At 69.7% G+C, this 24,445-nt stretch carries 22 protein-coding genes and 1 pseudogene; 10 read left to right on the forward strand and 13 right to left on the reverse strand.

What is annotated here, in order from left to right:
• Positions 1 to 6: 6 nt before the first annotated feature.
• On the reverse strand, positions 7 to 246 hold the full coding sequence (locus tag ACTWQF_RS04010) for an SCO4848 family membrane protein (RefSeq protein ID WP_433102382.1): 240 nt from the start codon (positions 244 to 246) through the stop codon (positions 7 to 9).
• An 85-nt stretch (positions 247 to 331) separates the two neighbouring features.
• Here ACTWQF_RS04010 and ACTWQF_RS04015 point away from each other — a divergent pair, with 85 nt between their 5' ends.
• A complete protein-coding gene (locus ACTWQF_RS04015) occupies positions 332 to 1,912 on the forward strand; it encodes a D-alanyl-D-alanine carboxypeptidase family protein (protein ID WP_443277561.1) in 1,581 nt (526 codons plus the stop codon).
• Here the strand turns inward: ACTWQF_RS04015 and ACTWQF_RS04020 are convergent.
• The 3 genes from ACTWQF_RS04020 to trpS all read right to left on the reverse strand — a co-directional run bounded on the left by ACTWQF_RS04020 (position 1,818) and on the right by trpS (position 4,664).
• Positions 1,818 to 2,852 carry a YihY/virulence factor BrkB family protein gene (locus tag ACTWQF_RS04020; protein ID WP_443277078.1) on the reverse strand — a complete coding sequence of 345 codons (1,035 nt, stop codon included), beginning with the start codon at positions 2,850 to 2,852 and terminating at the stop codon, positions 1,818 to 1,820. The genes ACTWQF_RS04015 and ACTWQF_RS04020 overlap by 95 nt on opposite strands.
• Positions 2,853 to 2,946: 94 nt before the next feature.
• A complete protein-coding gene (locus ACTWQF_RS04025; RefSeq protein ID WP_443277079.1) occupies positions 2,947 to 3,639 on the reverse strand; it encodes a 2'-5' RNA ligase family protein in 693 nt (230 codons plus the stop codon).
• A gap of 11 nt (positions 3,640 to 3,650) precedes the next feature.
• Positions 3,651 to 4,664 (reverse strand): tryptophan--tRNA ligase, encoded by a 1,014-nt coding sequence (trpS, locus tag ACTWQF_RS04030; protein WP_443277081.1) that lies wholly within the window; start codon positions 4,662 to 4,664, stop codon positions 3,651 to 3,653.
• Between the two features lie 226 nt (positions 4,665 to 4,890).
• On the opposite strand from trpS, the gene rocD reads away from it, so the two are divergent.
• The gene (rocD, locus tag ACTWQF_RS04035; protein ID WP_443277083.1) at positions 4,891 to 6,108 is read left to right on the forward strand and encodes an ornithine--oxo-acid transaminase; all 1,218 of its coding nucleotides are present in this window, start codon (positions 4,891 to 4,893) and stop codon (positions 6,106 to 6,108) included.
• A gap of 143 nt (positions 6,109 to 6,251) precedes the next feature.
• Here rocD and ACTWQF_RS04040 read toward each other — a convergent pair whose 3' ends face one another.
• The 3 genes and pseudogenes from ACTWQF_RS04040 to ACTWQF_RS04050 form a co-directional block, all read right to left on the reverse strand.
• Positions 6,252 to 7,160 carry a D-2-hydroxyacid dehydrogenase family protein gene (locus ACTWQF_RS04040; protein ID WP_443277085.1) on the reverse strand — a complete coding sequence of 303 codons (909 nt, stop codon included), beginning with the start codon at positions 7,158 to 7,160 and terminating at the stop codon, positions 6,252 to 6,254.
• Positions 7,161 to 7,382: 222 nt separating this feature from the next.
• Positions 7,383 to 7,826, reverse strand: a complete 444-nt coding sequence (locus ACTWQF_RS04045) for an NUDIX domain-containing protein (RefSeq protein WP_443277563.1) — start codon at positions 7,824 to 7,826, stop codon at positions 7,383 to 7,385.
• A gap of 92 nt (positions 7,827 to 7,918) precedes the next feature.
• Positions 7,919 to 9,272: pseudogene (locus ACTWQF_RS04050) on the reverse strand (tetratricopeptide repeat protein).
• Positions 9,273 to 9,445: 173 nt separating this feature from the next.
• Between ACTWQF_RS04050 and ACTWQF_RS04055 the strand changes: the two are divergent.
• The 6 genes from ACTWQF_RS04055 (at position 9,446) to ACTWQF_RS04080 (ending at position 13,864) form a co-directional block, all read left to right on the forward strand.
• Entirely contained in the window at positions 9,446 to 10,204 is a 759-nt protein-coding gene (locus tag ACTWQF_RS04055; protein WP_443277087.1) for a hypothetical protein, read from the forward strand.
• 88 nt (positions 10,205 to 10,292) lie between these two features.
• Positions 10,293 to 11,207: an aminoglycoside phosphotransferase family protein gene (locus ACTWQF_RS04060; RefSeq protein ID WP_443277088.1), complete on the forward strand. Its 915-nt coding sequence runs from the start codon at positions 10,293 to 10,295 to the stop codon at positions 11,205 to 11,207.
• Positions 11,208 to 11,209: 2 nt separating this feature from the next.
• Positions 11,210 to 11,905 (forward strand): SAM-dependent methyltransferase, encoded by a 696-nt coding sequence (locus ACTWQF_RS04065; protein ID WP_443277090.1) that lies wholly within the window; start codon positions 11,210 to 11,212, stop codon positions 11,903 to 11,905.
• 20 nt (positions 11,906 to 11,925) lie between these two features.
• Complete coding sequence (locus ACTWQF_RS04070; protein ID WP_443277092.1) at positions 11,926 to 12,459, forward strand: HAD domain-containing protein; 534 nt, start codon at positions 11,926 to 11,928, stop codon at positions 12,457 to 12,459.
• 564 nt (positions 12,460 to 13,023) lie between these two features.
• The gene (locus ACTWQF_RS04075) at positions 13,024 to 13,452 is read left to right on the forward strand and encodes a hypothetical protein (protein ID WP_443277094.1); all 429 of its coding nucleotides are present in this window, start codon (positions 13,024 to 13,026) and stop codon (positions 13,450 to 13,452) included.
• Between the two features lie 10 nt (positions 13,453 to 13,462).
• A complete protein-coding gene (locus ACTWQF_RS04080; RefSeq protein ID WP_443277095.1) occupies positions 13,463 to 13,864 on the forward strand; it encodes a hypothetical protein in 402 nt (133 codons plus the stop codon).
• Between the two features lie 17 nt (positions 13,865 to 13,881).
• On the opposite strand, the gene ACTWQF_RS04085 is transcribed toward ACTWQF_RS04080, so the two are convergent.
• Both ACTWQF_RS04085 and pdxR read right to left on the reverse strand, forming a co-directional pair.
• Positions 13,882 to 15,324, reverse strand: coding sequence for a purine-cytosine permease family protein (locus tag ACTWQF_RS04085; protein ID WP_443277097.1), 1,443 nt, complete (start codon positions 15,322 to 15,324; stop codon positions 13,882 to 13,884).
• A 77-nt stretch (positions 15,325 to 15,401) separates the two neighbouring features.
• Positions 15,402 to 16,991 carry a MocR-like pyridoxine biosynthesis transcription factor PdxR gene (gene pdxR, locus ACTWQF_RS04090; protein ID WP_443277099.1) on the reverse strand — a complete coding sequence of 530 codons (1,590 nt, stop codon included), beginning with the start codon at positions 16,989 to 16,991 and terminating at the stop codon, positions 15,402 to 15,404.
• Positions 16,992 to 17,037: 46 nt separating this feature from the next.
• On the opposite strand from pdxR, the gene ACTWQF_RS04095 reads away from it, so the two are divergent.
• Both ACTWQF_RS04095 and ACTWQF_RS04100 read left to right on the forward strand, forming a co-directional pair.
• On the forward strand, positions 17,038 to 17,520 hold the full coding sequence (locus tag ACTWQF_RS04095; RefSeq protein ID WP_443277100.1) for a carboxymuconolactone decarboxylase family protein: 483 nt from the start codon (positions 17,038 to 17,040) through the stop codon (positions 17,518 to 17,520).
• Complete coding sequence (locus ACTWQF_RS04100; RefSeq protein ID WP_443277102.1) at positions 17,517 to 18,290, forward strand: isocitrate lyase/PEP mutase family protein; 774 nt, start codon at positions 17,517 to 17,519, stop codon at positions 18,288 to 18,290. The genes ACTWQF_RS04095 and ACTWQF_RS04100 overlap by 4 nt, the downstream gene beginning before the upstream one ends.
• A gap of 258 nt (positions 18,291 to 18,548) precedes the next feature.
• Here ACTWQF_RS04100 and ACTWQF_RS04105 read toward each other — a convergent pair whose 3' ends face one another.
• From ACTWQF_RS04105 to ACTWQF_RS04120, 4 genes are all read right to left on the reverse strand, one after another.
• Entirely contained in the window at positions 18,549 to 19,511 is a 963-nt protein-coding gene (locus tag ACTWQF_RS04105; protein ID WP_443277104.1) for a glycine betaine ABC transporter substrate-binding protein, read from the reverse strand.
• Between the two features lie 70 nt (positions 19,512 to 19,581).
• Complete coding sequence (locus ACTWQF_RS04110; RefSeq protein WP_443277106.1) at positions 19,582 to 21,621, reverse strand: ABC transporter permease; 2,040 nt, start codon at positions 21,619 to 21,621, stop codon at positions 19,582 to 19,584.
• Between the two features lie 73 nt (positions 21,622 to 21,694).
• The gene (locus tag ACTWQF_RS04115; RefSeq protein ID WP_443277108.1) at positions 21,695 to 22,831 is read right to left on the reverse strand and encodes a quaternary amine ABC transporter ATP-binding protein; all 1,137 of its coding nucleotides are present in this window, start codon (positions 22,829 to 22,831) and stop codon (positions 21,695 to 21,697) included.
• Positions 22,831 to 24,402 carry a GMC family oxidoreductase gene (locus ACTWQF_RS04120; RefSeq protein WP_443277110.1) on the reverse strand — a complete coding sequence of 524 codons (1,572 nt, stop codon included), beginning with the start codon at positions 24,400 to 24,402 and terminating at the stop codon, positions 22,831 to 22,833. Before ACTWQF_RS04120 ends, ACTWQF_RS04115 begins: the two co-directional genes overlap by 1 nt.
• Between the last annotated feature and the right edge of the window lie 43 nt (positions 24,403 to 24,445).

A 24,445-nucleotide genomic window follows, 5' to 3' on the forward strand; every position in this document is an offset into this window, starting at 1 on the left:
GCGGCATCAGGTGCGCCGGGCCGCCCGCAGTCCGCGAAGACCGATCAGACCGATCGCCGTTCCCAGCAGGAACGAGGTGATCGCCAGCAGCAGATGGACCCAAAAATAACCCGTCGGCTCGCCGGCGTCGTCGAAAGCCAGCCCGCTGCTGTCCTTCCAGAGGTTCTTGACGAACGTGATCCAGACGAACCAGGACCAGACCCCGAAGGCCAGGAGGAACCAGGAGACCCGCCGGGAGAGCACCAGCCCGGTCCGCCGCGCTGCCGAGGGCTCCGCCGCCGGCTGCGGCTCGGGCTCCGTGGCGGGGGGTGTGGTGGAGGTGTCGCGCATGATGTCCAGTATGGCCGCCACGCCTTCCTCCGCCGCCCGGCGGGGTCCCGGGCCGTCACCTGGCGGGGGTCCGGGGCCGTCGTCCGGCGGGGGTCCGGGGCCGTCACCCGGCGGGGGCCGGGGGCGTCGTCCGGCGGGGGCGTGCTGCGGCCCCCGCCCCCATTGGCCTACGGAACTGCGCGAGTTGGGCGATCCGAATCCGCTCATGGAGGGGCTCGACGTCCCCAACGCGCCCATGGGCCTGTACGTTCGCAGGGTGCCCATTTCTTCGCATTATTCAGACCGTGCCGCGCGCCCGCACCCGCGCGGCGGCTCGCGCAAACGCCGCGCCACCACGATCGGTGGCCTTGCCTCCACCGCCCTCGTCCTCTCCCTGCTGACCGCCACGGGAGCCCAGCCCTCTTACGCCGACGAGAACGAGCCGGCCGACAAGAAGGCCGAGCCCAAGCCGCCCGCGCAGATGTCGACGATCGGCGGCGAGCGGCTCGGCCGCCCCGGTACCCAGGTGAGCCTGAAGAAGGGCGCGCCCAAGGTGCCCACCAAGCTCTCGGCGCGCTCCTGGATCGTCACGGACGCCGAGTCGGGCAAGGTGCTGGCCTCCCACAACGCGCACTGGCGGCTGCCTCCGGCCAGCACCCTGAAGATGCTCTTCGCCGACACGGTGCTGCCCAAGCTGCCGAAGAACCGCAGCCACAAGGTCGTCCGCTCCGACCTGGCGGGGATGGGCGAGGGCAGCAGCCTCGTCGGCGTCAAGGAGGGCGAGTCCTACACCGTGCACGACCTGTGGCTCGGTGTCTTCCTGCGCTCCGGCAACGACGCGGTGCATGTGCTGGCGGCCATGAACGGCGGCAAGGCGAAGACGGTCAAGGAGATGAACGAGCGGGCCCGGACCCTGCACGCCAACGACACCAAGGTGGTCAGCCCGGACGGCTACGACCACAAGGGCCAGGTCTCCTCGGCGTACGACCTGACGCTGTTCGCCCGCTCCGGCCTGCAGAACAAGGACTTCCGCGAATACGCGGCCACCGCCTCCGCGAAGTTCCCCGGCGAGACGAAGAAGGACAAGAAGACCGGCAAGAAGAAGCGCGAGAGCTTCCAGATCCAGAACACCAACCGACTGCTGACCGGTGACGTCGGCATCGACCCCTACCCGGGCATCGCCGGCATCAAGAACGGCTCGACGACGAACGCGGGCAACACCTTCACCGGCGTGGCACAGCGCGGCAAGCGGGTACTGCTGGTGACGGTCATGCACCCGGAGGCGACCGAGGCACACGGCGTCTACAAGGAGACCGCCAAGCTGCTGGACTGGGGCTTCGCCGCCGACGGCAAGGTCGAGCCGGTCGGCGAGCTGGCGGCACCGGGCAGCGCCGCCAGCGGCGGGGGCGCACCGGCGGGCAAGGACGGCCAGGCGGGCGGCTCGGACGCCCGCGCGGCTGCGCACACCGACAGCAAGCCCTCGGGCGGCGCCGGGACGGCGCTCGGGATCACGGCCGGTGTTCTGGTCGCCCTGGCTCTGGTGGCGTACGGGGTGCACCGTCGCTGGCCGCTTCCGGAGCTGGCGCGTCGCCGTCGCCGCTGACGCCCTCGCCGTCGCCGGTGAGGTCCTTGACGGGCTGCTGGGCATCGGGGCCCTCGCCGGGGGCGGGGGCCGTGGCCGTCCAGGCGGCGCAGTAGAGCAGCAGCTTGGTCATGAAGCTGATCCACAGCAGCAGTGCGATGGGTACGCCGAAGGCGCCGTAGATGTTCTTGGCGGCTACCTGCTGGAGGTAGCCGCCGAGCAGCAGCTTCAGCAGTTCGAAGCCGACCGCGCCCTGGAGGGCCGCCGCCAGGGTCGCGCGGCGCGGCGGCTGCACGCGGGGCAGCAGGGTGAGCACGTACCACAGCAGGACGAAGTCGGCGGCGACGGCGGCGGTGTAGCCGGCGGCGCGCAACAGCACCGTCCCAGCGCCGCCCTCGGCCAGTGAGAGCTGCTCGGCGACCCATCGGGCGGCGGTCACGGCGAACGCGGAGCCGCCGAAGGAGACCAGCCCGACGACGCCGAGGCCCAGCAGGATGCCCACGTCCACGGCGCGGCGGACGACGAGGTTGCCGGGGTCCTCCTCCAGGTCCCACACGGCGCGCAGGCTCTCGCGCAGGGTGCCGACCCAGCGCCCGCCGGTGAGCAGCAGCGCTACGCCCGCGATACCGCCGACGGTGCCCGCGTTGTCCACCAGCGACTGGAGTTCGAGCTGGTCGGAGATGCCGGGCACCTGGTCGGTGAGGGTCTCTTGGAGCCGGTTCGTCTGGTCGTGGGAGAGCAGCGCGGCGGCGACGGCGACGCCGATGGCGAGCATCGGAAACAGTGCCAGGAAGCTGATGAAGGTGATGGCGGCGGCCAGCCGCGTCCACTTCCGGTCTTCCAGGTGCTGGTAGATCCGCCAGATCCGCGTGGTGCGCAGCCGGGCGAGCACGGTGCGGAACCATGCCGACAGCGGTCCGATGAGCGGGCCCACGAGCGGCAGCTTCTTCAGTCTTTCCACACCAGCCACCTGCCCAGCCCAGCGGTCTCCAACGGTCTCCGGCCGCTACTGGACGTTACCGTCCGTTACGTAGCCTTGCCGGTTCCGTCGCCGTTCAGAGCGTGGCGGGCGGGCGCAGCGGCGAGCGGCGCTGGTGCGGCGGGCGGCAGGACGCGGCCGGTACGGTGACCTCGAACAGCGACGCGGTAGCCGGCCCCGGACCCTGCGGACAGCCGGGGCCTGTGGCAGGGGCCGGGCCGGTGTCCGGGCTGGGTGCCTGCGCGAAGGGGAACTCCCGCTTCAGCCGCCACACCTGGTCCGCGCCCTGCTCGTAGAGGGCGAACCCGCCAGCCGTCCACGCGCACTCGAAGTCGGACAGCTCCTCGTAGGCCCGGTCCATGGCCGGCTCCGGGATGCCGTGCGCGACCGTCACATGCGGGTGGTACGGGAAGTGCAGCTCGCGGGCCAGCGGGCCCTCCGGGGCGCGGACCCGCTCCTGGAGCCGGGAGCAGGCCGTGGCGCCTTCCACGACCTGGACGAACACCACCGGCGACAGCGGCCGGAACGTGCCCGTACCCGCCAGCCGCACCGGGAAGGCGCGCCCGGCCAGGGCCACGCCCGCCAGGTGCGCCTCGATCGCCGGCCGCGCCGAGGCCGGGACCTCGGTGGGCGGCAGCAGCGTGATGTGGGTGGGGATGCCATGGGCGGCGGCGTCGCCGAAGGAGGCCCGCCGCTCCTGGAGCAGTGTGCCGTACGGCTCCGGGACGGCGAGCGATACGCCGAGGGTGACGGTCGCTCCCGCGCCCATAGGTTCTCCCTTCACCGCCTGCCGGGCACGAGGCCCACCTTGTCGTACACGGTCCGCAGCGTCTCGCTCGCCACGGCCCTGGCCTTCTCCGCACCGTCGAACAGGATCTTGTCCAGCGCGGCCGGGTCGTCCATGAACTCCCGGGTCCGGTCACGGAACGGCGTCACCCAGTCCGTGACGATCTCCGCGAGATCCGTCTTCAGCGCACCGTAGCCCTTGCCCGCGTACTTATCTTCCAGTTCCTGGATTCCGGCACCGGTGAGCGTCGAGTAGATCGTCAGCAGGTTGCTGATGCCGGGCTTCTTGTCCCGGTCGAACCGGATGACGGTGTCGGTGTCGGTGACCGCGCTCTTGATCTTCTTGGCGGTGGTCTTCGGCTCGTCCAGCAGCTCGATGATCCCCTTGGGCGCCGAGGCGGACTTGCTCATCTTGACCGCCGGGTCCTGGAGATCGTAGATCTTCGCCGTCTCCTTGGGGATGTACGCGTCCGGGACGGGGAACGTGGCGCCGTACCGCCCGTTGAACCGCTCGGCGATGGTGCGGGTCAGCTCCAGGTGCTGGCGCTGGTCCTCGCCGACCGGGACCTGGTGCGCCTGGTAGACCAGGATGTCGGCGACCATCAGCGCGGGGTAGGTGAACAGCCCGACGCTGGTGTGGTCGGTGCCCTGCTTGGCGGACTTGTCCTTGAACTGCGTCATGCGCGCTGCCTCGCCGAAACCGGTGAGGCACTCCACGACCCAGCTCAGCTGGGTGTGCTCGGGCACATGGCTCTGGAGGAAGAGCGTGCAGCGCTCCGGGTCCAGCCCGGCGGCCAGCAGCTGGGCAGCGGCCATCCGCGAGTTGTTGCGCAGGTCGGCCGGGTCCTTCGGGATCGTCATGGCGTGCAGGTCGACGACCATGTAGTACGCGTCGTGGGTCTCCTGGAGCGCCACCCACTGGCGCACGGCACCGAGGTAGTTGCCGAGATGGAACGAACCGGCGGTGGGCTGGATTCCGGACAGCACACGAGGACGATCATTGACCATGCGGCCATTCTCTCAGGTGTCCGGAGCCGCCTGCGCCCCTGTTCCGGGTGAGCTGGGGCACGGGGCCCGGCCCCTGGGAGCACACGGACCGGGCAGGGGGCGCAGGGAAGCGAGCCGGGCTCCTCGCACACGCCGGGCGAGGGAGACGGACGGCGCCGACAGAAGATAGAAAGGTGCGGCCCCACCGGGCAGGCACGCCGGTATGTACAGAGGAACGGAGACGACGATGTCCACCCTCTCGAGCCCTTCGAGCGCGCAGAGCATCGCTACAGCGGAGGCTCACAGTGCGCACAACTACCACCCGCTCCCCGTCGTCATCGCCACCGCGGACGGCGCGTGGGTGACCGACGTCGAGGGGCGCCGCTATCTCGACATGCTGGCCGGTTACTCGGCCCTGAACTTCGGCCACCGCAACCCGCGCCTCATCGAGGCGGCCAAGGCCCAGCTCGACCGGGTCACCCTCACCTCCCGCGCCTTCCACCACGACCGCTTCGCCGACTTCGCCGCGCAGCTCGCCGACCTGTGCGGGATGGAGATGGTGCTGCCGATGAACACCGGCGCTGAGGCAGTGGAGACGGCCGTCAAGACGGCGCGCAAGTGGGGCTACCGGGTCAAAGGGGTGCCCGACGGGCAGGCGAAGATCATCGTCGCGGACAACAACTTCCACGGCCGTACGACGACGATCATCAGCTTCTCCACCGACGAGGAGGCCCGGGCCGATCACGGTCCGTACACGCCGGGTTTCGAGGTCGTCCCGTACGGCGATCTCGCGGCGCTGGAGGCGGCCGTCGACGAGCACACCGTCGCCGTCCTGCTGGAACCCGTGCAGGGTGAGGCGGGCGTCCTGGTGCCGCCGCCCGGCTATCTGGCCGGTGTCCGGGAGCTGACCCGCTCGCGCGGGGTGCTGTTCATCGCCGACGAGATCCAGTCGGGGCTGGGCCGTACCGGAGCCACGTTCGCCTGCGAGCAGGAGGGCGTCGTCCCCGACATGTACGTCCTGGGCAAGGCGCTGGGCGGCGGTGTGGTGCCCGTCTCCGCCGTCGTCTCCTCCCGCGAGGTGCTGGGCGTCCACCGCCCCGGCGAGCACGGCTCCACCTTCGGCGGCAACCCGCTGGCCTGTGCGGTGGCCCTGGAAGTCCTCGACATGCTGCGCAGCGGTGAGTATCAGCAGCGTGCCAAGGAGCTCGGCGAGCATCTGCACCGCGAGCTGAACCTGCTGCCGAGCTCGGCCGTCCGGGAGGTGCGGGGTCGCGGGCTGTGGGCCGGCGTCGACATCGTGCCCGCCCACGGCACCGGCCGTGAGATCTCCGAACAGCTCCTGGCCCGCGGAGTCCTCGTCAAGGACACCCACGGCTCCACGATTCGGCTGGCGCCGCCGCTGTGCATCTCCAAGGAGGACCTGGACTGGGGGCTGGAGCAGTTGCGGTCGGTCTTGGCGGGGTAGGGGCTTGCCCCCGCCTGCTGTCCGCATGCTGCGGGCGCTCCCCCAAGCTCTTCGAGCAGGGAGGTACTCCCAGGTCGTTCGCGCAGTTCCCCGCGCCCCTGACGGGGCGCGTCTCCCCTCTTCGTCGCCTCCCCTGACTGCCGTCAGGGGAGGCGACGAAGAGGCGTGCCTTCCAGATACGCCTGGATGTTCTCCACCGCCTGGCCGTAGTGACGGCGGTAGTTGTCGCGGGTGACGTAGCCCAGGTGTGGGGTTGCCAGGAGGCGGGGCGCGGTGCGGAGGGGGTGGTCGGCGGGGAGGGGCTCGGTGTCGAACACATCGGTGGCGGCGCCCGCGATCATGCCCTTGTGCAGGGCGTCCAGCAGCGCGTCCTGGTCGACGATGGCGGCCCGGGAGGTGTTGACGAGATAGGCGTCCGGCTTCATCAGTGCGAGCTCGGCGGCGCCCAGCAGGCCCCGCGTACGGTCGCTGAGGGCGAGGTGGATGGAGACGAAGTCGCTGGTCCGCAGCAGTTCGTGCAGCGACGCCGCCCGCAGGGCACCCGCCTCGTCGGCCCGTTCCTGGGTGAGGTTCTGGCTCCAGGCCACCACTTCCATGCCGAAGGCGGCGGCGATGGGGGCCATCCGCCCGCCGATCTTGCCGAGCCCGAGCAACCCGAGCCGCCGCCCGTGCAGGTCGGCCCCCACCGTCTGCTGCCACGGGCCGCCGTCGCGGAAGGCGGCGCTCTCCGTGCCGATCCCCCGCGCGAGACCCAGCAGCAGCGCCCACGTCAGCTCGACGGGCGGCGCCTGCGAACTCGCCGTCCCGCATACGGTCACCCCGTGCGCCTCGGCCGCCGCGTAGTCGATGACGGTGTTCCGCATCCCGGACGCGATCAGCAGTTCGAGGCGGGGCAGCCGCGCGAAGACGGCCGCCGGGAACGCGATCCGCTCCCGCAGGGTCACCGCGATGTCGAACCCGTCGAGCATCGCGACCAGCGCGTCCTCGTCCGCGGGGTGTTCCTGAAAGCTGACGACCTCGACGTGTTCCTCCACCAGGGACCAGTCCGCCATGGAGGCTCCGACGGACTGGAAGTCGTCGAGGAGAACACAGCGCAGACGTGACACAGCGGTTCACTCCGATCCCTGTCCGGTGCCGGATCAACGCTGATCATGCCGGGCGACTGTCCCCCGAGCAGCCTCAGGGCCGTTCGTGGTCGCAGACCCCTGGCTCGGCGGACATGACGGCCGCAGCTGATCGATGTGCACCGGCGACATGGCGAGTAGGGAGGTGCTCTACTCCCAGCCGTCCAGTGAGACCCCGGGCCCACCAGCCAGATACTGGCGGAGAGCGGTGGCCGTGGTGTCAACGAACGCCTCGGGTACGGCGTCGGCATCCACCCAGCGCACCTGCGCGTGCTTGCGGGGCTCGCGGTTCTCGGGTTCGCCGGACCATTCGTGAGCGACGAAGACGACCGTCAGGAAGCCGTTGGGGGCTTCGACGCCCCAGGCGCTGTGGATGATGTGGGCGACTCGGAGGTCTTCCGGCCGTACGGTGACGCCGGTCTCCTCGTACAGCTCGCGGACCGCCGTGGCGGTGATGGGCTCGCCGAGGTCACTTTTGCCGACGGGCAGGTCCCATTTGCCTTGGGCGAACTTGGCGTTCGGACCGCGTTGGAGGAGTAGGACGCGGTTGCTGTTCTTGTCGTGGACGATGACGGCGGCGACGAGCAGCGTCATGGAGTCCAGGGCGGGTGGGAGAGCGTCGGGCTGGTCGGTCCGCGGGTGGGCCACAGGGTGGTTCCCTTCGTTCGCCGGTGGTGGTCGTGATGCTAGAGGAGGGCCTCGCGCGCGCGGCGGGCGAGTTCGGCGGCACCGGGAACGCCTCGCCGTTGGTAGATGGCCAGGGTCGGCCGGATGCTGGTGATTGCCTTGCGTGTGCGGTTCGAGGTCATGCCGTCCATGAGGTCGAGGGCTGAGGCCCAGGCCGCTACGGCCTCGTCGGCTCGGGCCTGGGCGGCGAGGCTGTCGCCGAGGTCCGCGTGGGTGAGGGCGTGGACGCGCTTGTACTTGGCCGGATCCCAGCGAGTGAGGGCCGCACGGTGCTGGCTCTCGGTGCCGGGGTGGTCGGCGAGGACCGTGAGCGTGCGGGCGGTGTGGCTGGCTACGGTGCCCGCGGCTGGGCCGGAGACGAGGGAGTAGCTGGGTTGCGCCCGGTCGTCGCGTAGCAGCGCATCTTCGGCGGCCAGCAGCGCGCGGGCAGCAGCGGACTTCTCGTCCACGGCGGCGTACGCGCGGGCATGCGTGATGTGCAGGAGCGCCTGGGTCTGTCCGTCGACGTGACCGAGTCCTCGTGCGAGGGCGCCTTCGACGAGATCGACGCAGTGGTGGGGCTGTTTGAGGCTAAGAGCTTGGTGGGCGAGGGCTCGCATCATCCAGGCCGCGTGTGCGTGGGGGTCGGCCTCGCAGGCGAGCTGGTAGCCGACTTGGTAATAACGCTGCGCTGCGCCTTCTTGGCCGAGGTCGTGGTGCTTCCAGCCTGCCAGGTAGGCCAGTTCGGCAACCGCGCCGAACGCTTGGCGGCGGACGTGCTCGCTGGGAAAACGGGCTCGGAGCATCGGCGCGGCCGTGTCAGCGAGGTAGGCAGTGACGGTAGTGAGGCCGTGGCCGCCACCGAGGCGTTCGTCGGCATCGCTGAAGGCGGTGGTGATGTGTCGTACGACCTCGACGTCGTCCTCGCCGATCAGCACCTGTCCGCAACGGGCCTGGAGCAGGCGGGAGGTGGCTTCGGTGGTCGTAGCCCAGCGGCATTGCCACCCCGGCCGTGGTGAACGCGGCGACTGCCAGGAAGCGACGGCGTTCAACGTCCGCGCGGCCCAGGTCAGTGGCGGTGGCCACGGGATCTTCACCGGTCGGTGGTTCGGACACGTCCTCGTATCCGAGTTCGCGGGCGGTGACCGTACGGCCGAGACGGCGGGACAGCGCCTCCGCGAGGTATCGCGGTACACGTCCGGTTGGCCGTCTCGTGCCGTTGACCCAGTGCGAAACAGCCGACTTGTTGGTCTGAAGCACCTCGCCGTTCTCCGCCGCCACCTGCCGCACGGCGCGGGCCAGAGCGTCATACGTGCACTGCGCCTGGGCGATGACGTCGCGGAGGCGTTCATTGGGCTGGTGTCTGGGTGCCACAGGCTTCTCCCCGGAGCCGGGCTGTAAACCGCGTATACCACCTTGCGTGTCCAACACCGTACCGGCTGTGGCCACTTGTGGGTTCACTGAGTGCAGGTCGCCCGGGGCAGCGGCACCCATCCGCTCCCGAGCCCGGGCGGCCCTCCTATCCGTACGAGAGACGGAGGCAATCCATGACCACTCTCAACACCACGACCATCTCGGTCGAACTGCCCGAGGCGTTCGACCCGCGCTGGAACCGCCTGCCCGGCGTCAGCGTGGACGGGTACCGCCTCAGCGTGGACCCGGCCGAGTACTTCTTCCGCTTCGAATCCCACAGTTGGCTGCTTGCCGACTGGGAACAGGTCAAGGCCCAACTGCTGCCCGCGCAGGAGAGCACGGAGCAGTCCGTGGAGCAGATGGCGCTGGAGTTCGTGAAAGCCCACGCCACACCGACCACGGACGCGACCCGGGTCATCGCGACCGCGTACGAGGTGTACGCCTATCTGTTCCGCGCGGAACACCTGCCGAGCCTGGGCTTGCCCCAGATCACCGAGGACCACCTGCGAATGCTCCGGCAGGCGGCCACGCTGATGGCGCTCAACAAGGTCGAACTGGATGGCCACATCTCCAACGTCGGCCCGTGCTGGTTCTTCCCCGCCGCTACCTCTGTCGTCTTCGACCTGGATGACGAAATGGGCGGCCTGCTGGACGAGGTGTACCACGGCGGCTGGTTCAACGAGTACCGCCGCATCGAGTCGACCAAGGCCCACGCTGCCCTTGGCGGTCGCCTGGTGCATGGTTGCCAGTCCGTGCCCGACCAGACTGGCGGCGTCGTCGCTCCCTACGGCGTCTCCTTGTCCACCTTCCGCGAGGAACTCTCCGCGCTGAAGGCCGACTGGATCGCCCAGGTGTACGCCCACCGCCGACCCCGGCCGACTAGGGCAGCCTGACCCCCGATTTCCGTACTGCTGTGGGGGCGAGCGGAGGCCCTTGGCACTCGCCCCGCAGCACCACCCCCTCACTTCAGGAGCACCACCGATGGACCAGCAACAGGCCGCGAACGAACTCCTTTCTGACCTGTGCACGCTTGCGAGCCGCCCGATCCCGCAACGCGAGGAGGTGCGCGTGTGGTCGATGTCGGGCGTCGAGCGCCTGACCTTCCCCGATGGCACGACGTGCATCTTCAAGTACGCGCGGAGGCCCTTCGACGGCGAGGACCAGGCGCTTCGCATGGCGCGCACGCGTGGCGTCCCAGTGCCCCGGCTGCACACGTCCGCCGTGCAGGAGGGCTGGCTGGGCATGTTCATGGACGACCTCGGCGCCCCCGTGCGTGAGGCCGACGACCTCGACGGTGCTGCCGCTGCGGTCGTCCTGCACGCCGCTCGCCCGGCCACCGTCCTGCCTCTCCTGGACGAGTCACGCCTTGCCGCACTCCCGGCTCGGGCACTCGATCACCTCGGCGAGCTTCGGAAGGCCGAACGCTGGGCCGACACCGAAGATGTCGAACAGCTGCTGGACCGTCTGGCCCGGGCTGCCCGGAAGAGGGCGCAGGGAGCTACTCTCGCGCCGTTCGGCTGGGTGCACTCCGAGTTCCACCCGACCAGCCTCCACATCAGCGCCGAGGGTTGGCACCTGCTGGATTTGGCACGGACATTCACCGGCCCCGGACTGCTCGACCTGGCCTCCTGGCACGGCACGGTCGAGGCGCCCGACCCTCAGCGGCTCCGCGCGCTCCTTGACTCGTACGTCGCTGCGGGCGGAACCCCGGACGCACTCGCCGAGCGGGGTGGCCTGTCCGCCGAGCGGTGGGCGCTGGGCTGGCACCGGGTGTGGGTCGTGGAGTGGTTCATGGAGCAGGCCTGCTGCTGGATCAACGACCCGGCCACCGACCCGGCCTACCTCTCCGTCGTACGCCGCCATATCGCTGATGGCGTCGAGCTGCTGGAGGTCTAGCGATGCGCCTTGCGCATCCCTCCCCATGGCACGCGCATGCTGCCCAGCGGCTGGCAGAGGGACCTGCGAGGGCGCTGCTACCGCCCCCTCGGATGGAGTGGACCCCTCATCCTGGTCATGGACCGGGCTCTGAGATTCTGGGCCCCTGTACCCTTGGGCGTCGCGTTGTGGAGCTGGGCTGCGGACCGGGACACAACATCGCCCACCTCGCAGCGCATCAGCGGGCAAACGCCATTGGCGTGGACCTCGTCGGTCTCCAGGTCCGACGCGCCCGCAGTCACTACGGCCACATCGACAAGCTCACCTTCGCCGCCGGCCACGCCCTGCACTATCTCCAGGCGGTCCGCGAGCGCTTCGACGTCATCTACTCCGTCTTCGGCGCCGTGGGCATAGTTCCGCCGGGCCTGCTCCTACCCGCGATCCACGAGCGGCTGGTATCGGGTGGACTGTTGGCCTTCTCCGTGCCCCACCCCTGTCGCAGGGAACGGCCTCCCGGGACGCATGTCGGCCCAGCGCGAGACTTCGTGCTCCTGCCCGACCACGACCGACTGCCGATTACGCGATGGGAGTTCGACGCCGATCTGTGGGCCCGGCATCTTCACCACGCAGGTCTCACCCTGACCGGCGCATTGGGCTTCTCCCATCCCACAGAGAGCAGCAGCCCCACGACTCTCCTCATCACAGCACGCAGGTTCTGACTCCCCTCTCGGAGGCTCTCATGCGCAAGCCTTACCTGCTCCTTGACATCGACGGTGTGCTCATCCCCTTCCCGGACGCCGACGGTACGGTGCCGCCCTCGCACAACCGTCACAGCGTCACACCGACAGGCCGTGCTGCCCCGGTCGACGTATGGCTCGACCCGGCCCACGGCAGCATGATCAACGCGCTGCTGGCCGAGAACATCGTCGACATTCACTGGTGCACCAGTTGGCAGGCCGACGCCTCTGCCCTGATCGCGCCGATTCTCCACCTGCCGCCGCTTCCCTACCTAGAGCTGCCCCGTTCCAACATCACCACCAGCCACCCCAACGGCTACCTATGGAAGCGCGACTACGTTGCGGACTGCCTCGGGGAAGCGCCTGTCATCTGGATCGATGACGACTTCACCGACCTGGACCACGAATGGGCCGAGCGGCGAGAGGAGCATCGAGTTCCGACGCTGCTCGTGCAGCCCGACCCGTACCGTGGCCTGGAGGCCGACCATCTCGCCGTCGTACGCGAATGGGTTGCTCTTCCCACTCTGGCGGCGTAGGGCCGCTACCAGATGTGTCGGCGGCACCGCTCCTCCTGGACATCCTGAGGTGAGGTGGCAGCGGAGACGGTCGCCGATGTGTGTCTGCGTCCTCCCGCAGACGAGGTCCTGCGCATGGCTGCAGTTGCGTGGCGTTGTCGGGTTGTGCGGTGACGCGCCAGACCATTACCTGAGCCGGGAACTTGGCTCCCCTGCCCCATAAACGGAAGTCAAGCCGAAACGGCACGCCGGAAGACCCAACCGGCCGTCATGAAATTTCGAGGCTAGGACTCACTTGAGCTCCTAGAGCTGTCCCTGGGATTTCCCGAAATCCCGATCGAGTCAAGAGTGCCGCCATTCCATGCGCTCACCTTCATGTCTCCACATGTGTGAGAGGAAAGTTGATTGTCTACGCCCCCGGAACGGGCTTACAGACAACATCGGCCGCCTTGAGAGTTGGGGCATCAGCACGACTCGGCGGTCGGCGACGCCGATGTGTCGAGTTGCACCACCCAACGGAGGGCAATGCACGTGAAGAGAAACTTCAGCGGTCTAGTGAGGGGCACGGGGGCGAAGACACGGAGGATGACGCTGCTGCTTGCGGCTCTCGTCGCCGCCATTCTGGCGGTCAGCTTTGCGGGGTCTGCTTCGGCGAGGGAGATCTATGAGGAACGCGCCAGCAAGTCGAACGCGCCGGAGCTGGGCGACTGCCTCGTCGTCAATGCCGATCGCGAGGCGGCGGGCATCGCCTGCTTCGAGAAGCGCGGCGATGATTTCTACATCAAGGACTCGAACGCCGATGGCTATCACATCGAGATGAGGGGGCTCATCAACTCCACCAATGACGGCTTCCGTTGCTACGACTACGGTGGGCCCAAGGCCGGGTGGCAGAAGTGCGACAGCTTCTCGGGAAAGATTCCTGAGAACCGCGAAATGCTCTGGCACGCCTCCGCATGGGACGGCAAAGAACAGGTGTCGGTAGCCGGCCCGCGAATCAGCCGGACATCGGAGTAAGGAGCTGCGAATGAGCAACTCCAGGCGTGCACTCACAACTTGTGCAGTTGCCATGTCGGCGGCCGCGTTGACGTTCGTGTCCCCGGGGGTGGCGCAGGCGGGGGAGAACGGCAAGGCGTGCACCGATAAGGCCGGCTCGTACGAAAGGTGCGCCGGTTTCGCGCGGTTCCAGGCCGAGGGAGAGCACTTCTATCTCTCCGACAGGTCCACGGACGGGGCCGGGGTGTTTCTGCAGATAACAGTTGACGGCGTCGTCCTCGACCCCAGCCGCAAGAATCTCAGGGGAGCAGGAACGACGATCGACTTCAACTCTTCGTGGGCGGAAGGCCGCAAGGTCGAGTTCATCGTCTGCCTCATGAACAACGGGGTGATTCAGAAGAATACGTGCAACTCCGGCCACGGGAAGGCATGAACAGTGTGCCCCGTGGGCTACGGCCGCCCCTCCCCGTGAGGGGCGGCCTCCTGCGTGCGTACCGTCCGGCGCTGCGTGAGCAGGGTCAGGGTGAAGGAGAGGAGCAGGGCGGCGAGGAGGCCCATGTTGGCGTCGGCCCAGGGGCCGGTGCGGCCGCCCAGGGCGAGGGGGGAGAGCAGGTAGCCCTGCCAGTCGAGCCAGCCGGCGCCGGTGTTGGTGACCAGGCCCCAGCCGACCGCCGTGGCGGCGGCCAGCAGAGCGACCGGAAGGAGGCGGATGTCGCCGTAGCGGCCCCCCGGGCTGAAGAGGTCGGCGTCGTCGAGAGGGCGGCGGCGCAGCGCGAGGTCGGCCAGCATGATGCCGCACCAGGCGGCGACGGGCACGCCCAGCGTCGTCAGGAAGGCCATGAAGGTGGCGAGGAAGTCGTCGGCGAAGAAGACGAGGGCGACGGTGCCCGCGACCATCAGGGCGCCGTCCAAGGCGGCGGCTGCGTAGCGCGGTACTCGTAGCCCCGCGGCCAGCAGCGCCAGGCCCGAGGAGTAGATGTCGAGGACGGCGCCGCCGACCAGCCCCAGCACGGCGACGAGGGTGAACGGGAGGAGGAACCACAGCGGGAGGAGGGTGGTGAGGGCGCCGATGGGATCGGCGGCCACCGCCTCGTTCAGCCGGGAGGAGGAGCCCGCCAGCAGCAGGCCGAAGACGAACAGGAGGAGAGGGGCGAGGGAGCCGCCGAGCGTGGTCCAGCCCGCCACCGCCGCGCCCCGTGTTCTCCTGGGCAGATAGCGGGAGTAGTCGGCTGCCGCGTTGACCCAGCCCAGGCCGAAGCCCGTCATCACGAATGCCAGGGCACCCAGCATCTGTTGCGCCGAACCGTCCGGCAACGCCGTGACCCGCGTCCAATGGATCTCGTCCGCCACCAGCGCCATGTAGCCGACGGTCAGCACGCCCGTCACCACCGTGATGACCGTCTGGAGGCGCATGATGAGCTGGAAGCCGGCGATACCGGCGGCCACCGTCAGCGCGGAGACGACCACCAGCGCCGCCACCTTCGTACCCGTACCGCCGCCCCAGCCGAGCCGGTCGAGGACCGTGGCCGTCGCCAGGGTTGCGAGGGTCACCAGGACGGTCTCCCAGCCGACGGTCAGCACCCAGGAGACGGCGGACGGCAGCCGGTTGCCGCGTACTCCGAACGCGGCCCGGCTCAGCACCATGGTCGGCGCCGAGCCGCGCTTGCCGGCCACCGCCACCAGCCCGCACAGCAGGAACGAGACGACGATGCCCAGCACACCCGCGACCAGCGCCTGCCGGAAGGACAGCCCGAAGCCCAGCGCGAACGAGCCGTAACTGAGGCCGAGGACCGAGACGTTCGAGCCGAACCACGGCCAGAACAGCTGCGCGGGCCGCCCTTTGCGCTCGGCCTCCGCTATGACGTTGAGGCCGTTCTCCTCGACTGCCGGCATGGCGCCGCACCCCCGTTTCGTTCACGGCCGTTCCTCGGCCCGCGCCGAATCAAGATCAGGGTGGGCGGGGCGAACCGTCAAGCCCCGTCGCGGCGGCACTGTGCCAGCGCCCCGCACAGGGCGTTCAGGGCGGCCGTGTAGGCGTGCTCGGCGGGAGTGCCGTAGCCGACGACCAGCGCGGGGTCGGGCGGTGGGTTACGGGGAGCCGACGGGTGGTGGAAGGCGGAGAGGGGGTCGAGGGCGACGCCGGCGCGGTGCAGGGCGCGCAGAGCGGCTGCTTCCGTGACGCCGGGCGGGAGGCGGAGGACGGCGTGCAGGCCGGCGGCGATGCCGGTGGCACGCGCGGCGGGGACATGGGCGGCAAGCTGTTCGACCAGGCGGTCGCGGCGCGTGCGGTAGCGGTGCCGCATGGCGCGTACGTGCCGGTCGTAGGCGCCGCACTCCAGGAAGTCCGCGAGGATGAGCTGGTCGAAAGTGCCGGACGTCCACTCGGCGGGCGTCTTCGTGGCCAGGACCGGCTCCACCAGGTGATCGGGGAGCACCATCCATGCCAGCCGCAGTGCGGGGGCGAGGGCTTTGCTGGCGGTGCCGAGGTAGACGACGCGCTCGGGGTCGAGCCCTTGGAGAGCGCCCACCGGGTTTCTGTCGTAGCGGAACTCGCCGTCGTAGTCGTCCTCCAGGACCAGTCCGCCGGTCCGGCCCGCCCAGTCGACCACGGCTGACCTGCGATCGGGGTGCAGCGGGGTTCCGAGCGGGTACTGGTGTGCGGGGGTGAGCAACACCGCGCGTACGTCGGCGAAGTGCGGGTCGGTGTCCAGGAGTTGCGTACGGGCGCCCCGCGTGTCCACCGGGAGAGGGCGGGTGCGGGCCGCCGGCTCCAGCAGCTCGCGGTGGAAGGGCAGACCGTACTCCTCGACGGCGATGTCCCCCGGCACCGCACGCGCCAGCAGCGCGACGCCCTGTGCGAAGCCGGCGCAGACCACGATGCGGTCGGGGTCGGCACGCACGCCGCGCGCCCGGGCCAGATAGCCGGCCAGCGCCTGCCGCAGCTGGACGGCGCCCAGCAGATCACCGTGCGAGAAGGCGTGCGCTGGGGCTGCGGTGAGCGCGCGCCGGGCCGAGGTCAGCCACGCCGAGCGGGGGAACGCCGAGACGTCGGGCGCGCCGGTCCGCAGATCGTGGGTGGGGCGCTGCCGCCAGCGCTGGTCGCGGCTGAACGACACCCGGGACGCCCGCTCGGCGCCGGCCGGTGACGGGGAGCGCGGGCGGCCCGGGGGCGCCGGTTCGGCGCGGTCCGCCACCCTGGTGCCGGAGCCCTGCTGCGCCGACAGCCACCCCTCCGCGACGAGTTCGGCGTAGGCCCCGGCCACGGTGTTGCGGGCCAGGCCCAGGTCGGCGGCGAGGGTACGGGACGAGGGGAGGCGGGTGCCCGGGGCGAGGCGGCCGGTGCGGATGGCGTCGCGGAGCGCGGCGAGAAGGGCGGCGCGGGGGCGGGGCGCGCCGGGACCCGCGGACGGCGGGAGGTCGAGGTGGAGGTCACTGCCGGTGCGGCGCTCCTGGCGGTGCCCTTGGGGCTCGTCCTGGCGGTGCCCTTGCGGCTCCCCATGGCGGTGCCCTTGTGGCTCCCCATGGCCTCGCGGCTCGGAATTGGCCCATGAATCTGCCATGAAAGTGGACCATACACGTGGCCCATTCCCGCATAGGCTCGGAGGCATGACGACGACACCGCGTATGGACATCTGGAAGACCGCACCCGCACTGATGAAGGGCATGTACGCCTTCCAGCAGGCCGCCTCGGCGGCAGGGCTCGACCCGGTGGTCGGCGAGCTGGTCAAGATCCGCGCCTCGCAGATCAACCGCTGCGCCTACTGCCTGGACATGCACCTCGCCGACGCCCGCAAGAACGGCGAATCGCAGCTGCGGCTGGACCTGCTCCCGGCCTGGGAGGAAGCCGGCGACCTGTTCACCGAGCGGGAGCGGGCCGCGCTCGCCCTGACGGAGGCCGTCACCGAGCTGACGGACGGCTTCGTGCCCGACGAGGTGTACGAGCGGGCCGCCAAGCACTTCGATGAGAGCGAACTCGCAGCGCTGATCGGCCAGATCGTGGCCATCAATTCCTGGAACCGGTTCAACGTGACCGTACGGGGCCTTCCGCAGAGCCTGCGGGACGGCGCCGTGCAGGACACCGCTCGATGAGCGGTACCGATCCCGCCGCCCGGCTCCGGAAGCTGCACCGCGACCGGAAGCCGGGCGAGGCGCTGGTGCTGCCCGGCGCCTGGGACGCGGCAGCCGCCCGGATCTTCGCCGAGGCGGGGTTCGCCGCGCTGGCCACGCCGAGCGCGGGGGTCTCGGCGTCGCTCGGATACGCCGACGGGGAGTGCCCCGCGGAGGAGATGTTCGCCGCCGTCGCCCGGATCGTCCGGGCGGTCACCATCCCGGTGACGGCCGACATCGAGCGGGGGTACGGGCTGCCGCCGTCCGAGATCGCCGAGCGGCTGCGGGATGCGGGGGCCGTCGGGTGCAACCTGGAGGACTCGGTGGGCGGCGAGCTGGTGGCCGCCGGGGAACAGGCCGCGTTCCTGGCGTCCGTACGCGAGGCACTGGGGCCCGGTCCCTTTGTGAACGCCCGGATCGACGTCTATCTCCGCGGCGCCGAAAAGCCTTTGGAGGAGGCGCTGGCTCGGGGGCGCGCCTATATCGAGGCCGGTGCGGACGGGGTGTATCCCATCGGCGCGCCCCTCGATGACCTCGCCGTGCTGGCCCGCGAGTTGGTGGTGCCGGTCAATGGGCTGGCCCGCGAGTTGAAGGAGCCCGTCAACGGGTCGGCTCGCGCTTCCGGCGGGCCCTCCGTCGCCGAGCTGGCGGCGGCCGGTTGTGCGCGGGTCACCTTCGGCGGTGGGCTCGCGGCCCGTGCTTACGAGGGGGTACGCGAGCTGGCGGCGGAGCTGCGTGCCGGGGTCCGGTGAGAGGGTGCCCCTGGCCGATGCTTGCGGGCTGCGGGCTTGGTGTGGCTGTGGGGGCACCTCCCGGCCGGAGTCCCCCAGCCTCCGGCCGGGAGGTACCCCCAGGGGAGCAGTTCCCCGCGCCCCTTCGGGGCGCATCCCCCATGCTGCTCAGCCCTGGCGGCGAGGCCCGAAAGCGCCCTCGCCCCCGTGACGCGGGCGTCACGGGGGCGAGTGGGGGTGAGGGGTGGCTGTCTCAGGAAAAAAGGCGCGGTCGCAGCCTTACTTCTTGGGGATCCACTTCTCCCACTTGGGCTTGTTCTCCTTGATCCACTTGGCGGCGGCGTCCTCCGGGTCCATCTTCTGCCCGGCGATCATTCCGGCGACCTCGTTCTGGTCCTTGGTGGACCAGTGGAACTTCTTGATGAACTGCGCGGCCTTGCTGTTGCCCTTCGCGAAGTCCGCGTTCATGAACTTCTCGAGCTGGTTGGTCTCATAGCCGCACTTCGCCTTGGAAGCGGGTTCCTCGCAGCCCGGGGTGTGCTTGGGCAGCTTCACCTCGACCATGTCGATCTTCTCGTTCATCCACTGCGGCTCCCACCAGTAGGTGAGGAACGGCTTCTTGGCGTCGTACAGCCGCTTCAGCTCCTTGAGCTGAGCCGCCTCCGCACCGGACGGGATGTGCTTGAACTTCATGTTGAAGTTCTTGATGAGTTCCTTGTCATGCTGCGAGTACGACGGCGCGGCACCGATGAAGTGCCCCAGGTCGCCGCTCTCGGAGGTCTTGAAGTCCTTGTAGTACTTGTTGAGCTTCTTGAAATCCTTGACGGCGTCCGGGTGCTTGTCGGCCCAGTACTTCGGCACGAACCAGCCGATGTGGCCGACCACGCCCAGGTCACCGCCGGAGACCACGGTCTTCTTCTTGTCGACGTACAGCTTCTGCTTCTTCGGAACGCCGTGCCAGTCCTCGAGAATGGCGTCGGCCTTGCCGCTGTTGAGCGCGTCGAAGGCGACGGGCTCGTCCATCTGCTTGGCCTCGACCTTCACGTCGAGCTCGTCCTCGAGAAGCTTCTTGACAACAGCCGCGTTGGCGGTGGCGCCGACCCACGACGGCTCGGCCAGCACGACCTTGTCGTCGCCACCGCCGCTCGCCTTGGTGTCGGCGGCACAGCCGGTCGTGAGGGCGAGGACGCCCAGAATTCCGGCGCCGGCGACGCCGATAGTGCCTACACGCTTGATTCTCATGCGAATTTCTCTTTCGTGAGGGACGGGCGGGGGGGACCCGTCGGGCGGGGGTTTTTCCTCGGGGTGAGCCTCAGTCGCGTACGCGCTTGATGGCAGGCTGAGACAGGCGGTCGAGCATGATGCCGAGGCAGACGATGGCGATACCGGCCGGGAAGCCCTGCGAAAGGTCGCCCTTCGACAGACCCTGCACAACCATGTAGCCGAGCGCGCCGCCGCCAATGAGCCCGGCGATGACGACCATCGAGAGAACCAGCACGACACCCTGGTTGAGCGCGACCAGGATGGACTTCCGCGCCAGCGGCAGCTGCACACCGAACAACTGCTGCTTGCCGGTGGCTCCGAGAGAGGTCGATGCCTCCATCGCGGCCGGGTCGACGTGGCGCAGCCCCTGCGCGGTGATGCGGATGACCGCCGGAGCCGCGTAGATGACCGCGGCGAGGATGCCGCCCGTGCGGTTCTGGCCGACCAGCGCGATCACGGGGATCAGGTACACGAACTGCGGCATGGTCTGCATGGTGTCCAGCACCGGCCGCAGCATCCTGTCCACCCGTTCCACGCGGGCGCACAGAATGCCGACCAGCACACCGACGACGATGGTCAGAACGAGGCCCGCGAGCACCTGCGAGAGCGTGTCCATGGCGACGTCCCACAGCCGCATCCAGCCGACCAGCCCCAGGCAGATCACGCCGGCCAGCGCGGCGCGCCAGGTGCCGACGATCCATCCGACGACGGCGACGAGCAGCGCCAGCGCCCACCAGGGGGTGGCCAGCAGCCCGTCACGCAGCGGGTTGAGGACGTACTCGGTGAAGCCCTCGGCCCAGGTGATGGTGCCGCCGAGGACGGGGATGCCGGAGCCCAGGTGGTCGGTGAACCAGTCGACGGCCGTGTCGACGGAGTTGGAGAAGTCGACGACCCAGCCCTCGGGCCACTCGTCTCCGGCGATCGCGGTGCCGACGAACGCGAACACGGCGGTCAGCGCGGCGATCACGCCCCAGAGGACCAGCCGCAGCTGTGCCATCGTGCGCGAGATGCCCGCCTTGACGACGTCGTCGAGCCGCTCGCCGGCTGCGGCCGTCGTCCGGTCCAGCAGCACGGCCAGCAGGACGACCGCGATGCCCGCGACCAGCGCGTCACCGATCTTGAGCGCGCCGAGCGCCTCGTAGACCTCGGACCCCAGGCCGCCGGAGCCGATGAGCGAGGCCAGGACGACCATGGACAGACACATCATGATCGTCTGGTTGAGGCCCAGCATCATCTGCTTACGGGCCAGCGGCAGCCGGGCCGTCAGCAGCCGCTGCCGGGCGTCGGCGCCCAGCGAGGTGGCCGCCTCCAGCGCGGTGGGATCGGCCTGGCGCAGACCGAGCGAGGTGAGCCGGGCCATCGGCGGCGCCGCGTAGATCACCGTCGCGATGAGCGCCGACGGGACACCGATGTCGAACATCAGCACAAGCGGCAGCAGGTACGCGAAGGCCGGCATGACCTGCATGGTGTCGAAGACGGGCCGCAGGATCTTCTCGAAGCGGTCCGAGAGCCCGGAGGCCAGGCCCAGCAGGGCGCCGAGGAGCGCGGAGAAGACGACCGCGACGATCATCAGCGCCAGCGTCTCCATCGTCGGCTCCCACACGTCCAGGACGCCGCACACCACGAAGACCGCAAGTGCCGTGCCGCCGGTGCGCAGCGCACGCCGGGACAGATCGGCCCCGCCCGCGGCCCAGGCGGTCAGGGTGCCGACGACGATGACGCCGACGTAGCTCATCGACTCCAGCAGGCTCAGCAACGTGTCATAGGCAGCCTGCGCGAAGTTGCTGATGTGCAGCAGGAAGTACAGGAAGATCCAGTGCGTGTCGCGGTTGTCGACCAGCCAGTTGTCCAGGTCGTTCAGCGGCGACTTCACATCGGCGGTCAGCGCGTGCGGCCAGGCGCCCGAACCGGTGACCAGCGAGCTGACGACGACCACCAGCGCGGCGACGAGCAGCGCGAGGGCCTTCGGGTTCGCCAGGAAGCGGGCGAGCGCCGAGGGCGGGCCCGCCGTCGGCCGCGGCTCGGACGATCCGCCGGCCGGGGGCGCGGACTTGTCGGCCTCGTCCTTGGTGAGGGTCGGGGAACTCATATCAGCCCCCCGCCGGTATGGGCCGCCTCCGCGGCGCCGTGATGTGCGGTGTTCGTACCGCTGTGTGTGGTGCTCATACCGCGGCCACCTCCCGTCCCTTGCCGCCTTCTTCCGTGGCGTCCTTGTCGAGACCGGCCACGACGGTCAGCAGGCTCGCGTGGTCGACGATGCCGAGCATCCGGCCGTTCTCGACGACGCGGCAGTGCTCGCCGCTGCGCGCGACGGTCGCGATCGCCTCCGAGACGAGCGTGTCGGGGGCGACCTCGGTGCCGGTCTTCGCCTCGGCGGCGTCCGCCGGGCGCATCGCGCGCCGCACCGAGATGACCTGCTCGCGGGGGACGTCGCGGACGAAGTCCCGTACGTAGTCGTCGGCCGGGTTGGCGACGATCTCCTCCGGGGTGCCCAGCTGGACGATCTCGCCGTCGCGCATCAGCGCGATGCGGTCGCCCAGGCGCAGCGCCTCGGACAGGTCGTGGGTGATGAAGACCATCGTCCGGCCCTCCTCGCGGTGCAGCCGGATGACCTCCTCCTGCATGTCGCGGCGGATCAGCGGGTCCAGGGCGCTGAACGGCTCGTCGAACAGCATCACTTCCGGGTCGACGGCGAGCGCGCGGGCCAGGCCGACGCGCTGCTGCTGGCCACCGGAGAGCTGTCCCGGGCGGCGCTCGCCCAGGCCCTCCAGCCCGACCTTGGCGACCATCTCGGCGGCGCGCCCGCGGCGTTCGGCCTTGCCCATGCCCTGGATCTCCAGGCCGTAGGCGACGTTGTCCAGCACGCTGCGGTGCGGCAGCAGTCCGAAGTTCTGGAACACCATGGAGGCACGGTGCCTGCGCAGCTGCCGCAGCGCTTCCTTGCCCATGGAGATGACGTCCTCGCCGTTGAACTCCAGCGTGCCCGCGGTGGGTTCGATCAGCCGGGTCAGACAGCGCACCAGGGTGGACTTGCCGGAGCCGGACAGGCCCATGACGACGAAGACCTCGCCCTTGTGCACGTCGAAGGAGACATCGCGGACGGCGGCGGTGCAGCCCGTCCTCTCGCGCAGCTCGGTCTGCGAGAGCTCGGTGACCGACGCGTCGCCCGGTACCCGGTCCGCCTTGGGCCCGAAGACCTTCCACAGGTTGCGTACGGAGAAGACGGGACCTGACCCGCCGTCCTGCACGTTCGCGTTCTCGGTCTCGGTGGTGGCTGTGGCTTCAGCGGTCTCGGACATCACGCAACACCTCCCGGTGCCGTAGTGGCTCGTTTGTCGGACACAGTGGGTCGGATGAGATCGACCGCCTTCTCGCCGAGCATCAGGACACCGATCATCGGGTTGACGGCGGGCATGGTCGGGAAGACGGAGGCGTCCGCGATGCGGATACCCGACAGACCGCGCACGCGCAGCTGTGGGTCGACGACGGCGAGCGCGTCGTCCTCGGCGCCCATCCGGCAGGTGCCCGCCGGGTGGTAGACGGTGTGCGCGGCCTTGCGCACCAGCTCGCTGATCTCCGCGTCGTCCGTCACCTCGGGCCCGGGGAAGACCTCCCGCTTGAGCCACTTGGCGAACGGTTCGGCCTGGGCGACCTTGCGGGCGAGCTTGATGCCGTCAACCAGGGTCCGGCCGTCGTAATCGCCCTCGTCCTCGAAGTACTTGAAGTCGAGCGCGGGCTTGACCTCGGGGTCGGCGGAGGTCAGATAGACCCGGCCGCGGCTGCGGGACTTGGGGATGTTGGGGGTCATCGACACGCCGTGCTCGGGGCGCTCGTAGCCCAGCCGCTCGGGGTTGTCGGTGAAGGGGATCTGGTAGAAGTGGAACATCAGGTCGGGGCCCTTGTGGTCCGCGTCCCGCTTGACGAACAGGCCCGCGTCGGAGTCCATCGCGGAGTTGTCCGGGATCGGTCCGTTCGTCTCCCACACGATCACCGACTCCGGGTGGTCGATGAGGTTCTCGCCGACGCCCGGCAGATCGTGCACGACCGGGATGCCCAGCGCCTCCAGGTCCTCCCGCTTGCCGACGCCCGAGTGCATCAGCAGCCGCGGGGTATCGACGGCGCCCGCGCACACCAGCACCTCCCGGCCGGCGGTCAGCAGCTGCTCCTCGCCGTCCTTGGTGCGTACGTGGACGCCGGTGACGGTCCTGCCGTCCTCGCCGCTGATTTCCAGCCTGTACGCCCACGTCTCCAGCAGGATGTGCAGGTTGGGGCGGTCGCCGGCCTCGATGTGCGGGTGCAGATAGGCGACCGAGGCGGAGGAGCGCTTGTTGTTCTCCGGGTGGTAGGAGAGGTCGAAGAAGCCGACGCCCTCCTCGAAGGGCCGGTCATTGAAGCCGACCACCTCGGGGATGTCGAGGGCTTCCTTGGCGGCGTCGATCCAGTCCTGCGCGATGGCGTTCTGGTCCTTCTTGGCGACGCGCACGATGTTGTTGCGCAGCTTGCCGAAGTACGGCTCCATCGCCTCTGCGCCCCAGCCGGTGGCGCCGGCAGCCTCCCACTCGTCCCAGTCGGAGGGCAGCGGCTTGAAGGAGATCAGGGTGTTGTGCGACGAGCAGCCGCCGAGCACCTTGGCGCGGCTGTGCAGGATGTGCGAGTTCCCGCGGGGCTGTTCGGTGGTCGTGTACTCGTAGTCGAGCTCACCACCCAGCAGGCCCAGCCACTTACGGAGGGTGAGCACCTCGGGGCGGTCGATGTCCGAGGGGCCGCCTTCGATGAGGGCGACAGTGACGTCCGGGTCCTCGGCGAGCCGTGAGGCGATCACCGAGCCGGCCGTCCCACCTCCGACGATCACGTAGTCAAAGCGGGACATAGAGGTACTGCTCCTTGGGGACATCCGGGAGGGGACTTGCGGT

This window comes from Streptomyces sp. 8N114 (assembly GCF_052245835.1).
Lineage (GTDB): Bacteria > Actinomycetota > Actinomycetes > Streptomycetales > Streptomycetaceae > Streptomyces.

Bases quoted from the DNA above. Each gene is read 5' to 3' on its own strand.
- ACTWQF_RS04065 (WP_443277090.1), top strand. From the start codon at position 11,210: ATGCGCCTTGCGCATCCCTCCCCATGGCACGCGCATGCTGCCCAGCGG.
- ACTWQF_RS04080 (WP_443277095.1), top strand. From the start codon at position 13,463: ATGAGCAACTCCAGGCGTGCACTCACAACTTGTGCAGTTGCCATGTCG.
- ACTWQF_RS04070 (WP_443277092.1), top strand. From the start codon at position 11,926: ATGCGCAAGCCTTACCTGCTCCTTGACATCGACGGTGTGCTCATCCCC.
- ACTWQF_RS04055 (WP_443277087.1), top strand. From the start codon at position 9,446: ATGACCACTCTCAACACCACGACCATCTCGGTCGAACTGCCCGAGGCG.
- ACTWQF_RS04060 (WP_443277088.1), top strand. From the start codon at position 10,293: ATGGACCAGCAACAGGCCGCGAACGAACTCCTTTCTGACCTGTGCACG.
- ACTWQF_RS04015 (WP_443277561.1), top strand. From the start codon at position 332: ATGTCCAGTATGGCCGCCACGCCTTCCTCCGCCGCCCGGCGGGGTCCC.
- ACTWQF_RS04025 (WP_443277079.1), bottom strand. From the start codon at position 3,639: ATGGGCGCGGGAGCGACCGTCACCCTCGGCGTATCGCTCGCCGTCCCG.
- ACTWQF_RS04095 (WP_443277100.1), top strand. From the start codon at position 17,038: ATGACGACGACACCGCGTATGGACATCTGGAAGACCGCACCCGCACTG.
- ACTWQF_RS04120 (WP_443277110.1), bottom strand. From the start codon at position 24,402: ATGTCCCGCTTTGACTACGTGATCGTCGGAGGTGGGACGGCCGGCTCG.
- rocD (WP_443277083.1), top strand. From the start codon at position 4,891: ATGTCCACCCTCTCGAGCCCTTCGAGCGCGCAGAGCATCGCTACAGCG.
- ACTWQF_RS04110 (WP_443277106.1), bottom strand. From the start codon at position 21,621: ATGAGTTCCCCGACCCTCACCAAGGACGAGGCCGACAAGTCCGCGCCC.
- ACTWQF_RS04045 (WP_443277563.1), bottom strand. From the start codon at position 7,826: ATGACGCTGCTCGTCGCCGCCGTCATCGTCCACGACAAGAACAGCAAC.
- trpS (WP_443277081.1), bottom strand. From the start codon at position 4,664: ATGGTCAATGATCGTCCTCGTGTGCTGTCCGGAATCCAGCCCACCGCC.
- pdxR (WP_443277099.1), bottom strand. From the start codon at position 16,991: ATGGCAGATTCATGGGCCAATTCCGAGCCGCGAGGCCATGGGGAGCCA.
- ACTWQF_RS04085 (WP_443277097.1), bottom strand. From the start codon at position 15,324: ATGCCGGCAGTCGAGGAGAACGGCCTCAACGTCATAGCGGAGGCCGAG.
- ACTWQF_RS04075 (WP_443277094.1), top strand. From the start codon at position 13,024: ATGACGCTGCTGCTTGCGGCTCTCGTCGCCGCCATTCTGGCGGTCAGC.
- ACTWQF_RS04105 (WP_443277104.1), bottom strand. From the start codon at position 19,511: ATGAGAATCAAGCGTGTAGGCACTATCGGCGTCGCCGGCGCCGGAATT.
- ACTWQF_RS04040 (WP_443277085.1), bottom strand. From the start codon at position 7,160: ATGGCGGACTGGTCCCTGGTGGAGGAACACGTCGAGGTCGTCAGCTTT.
- ACTWQF_RS04115 (WP_443277108.1), bottom strand. From the start codon at position 22,831: ATGTCCGAGACCGCTGAAGCCACAGCCACCACCGAGACCGAGAACGCG.
- ACTWQF_RS04100 (WP_443277102.1), top strand. From the start codon at position 17,517: ATGAGCGGTACCGATCCCGCCGCCCGGCTCCGGAAGCTGCACCGCGAC.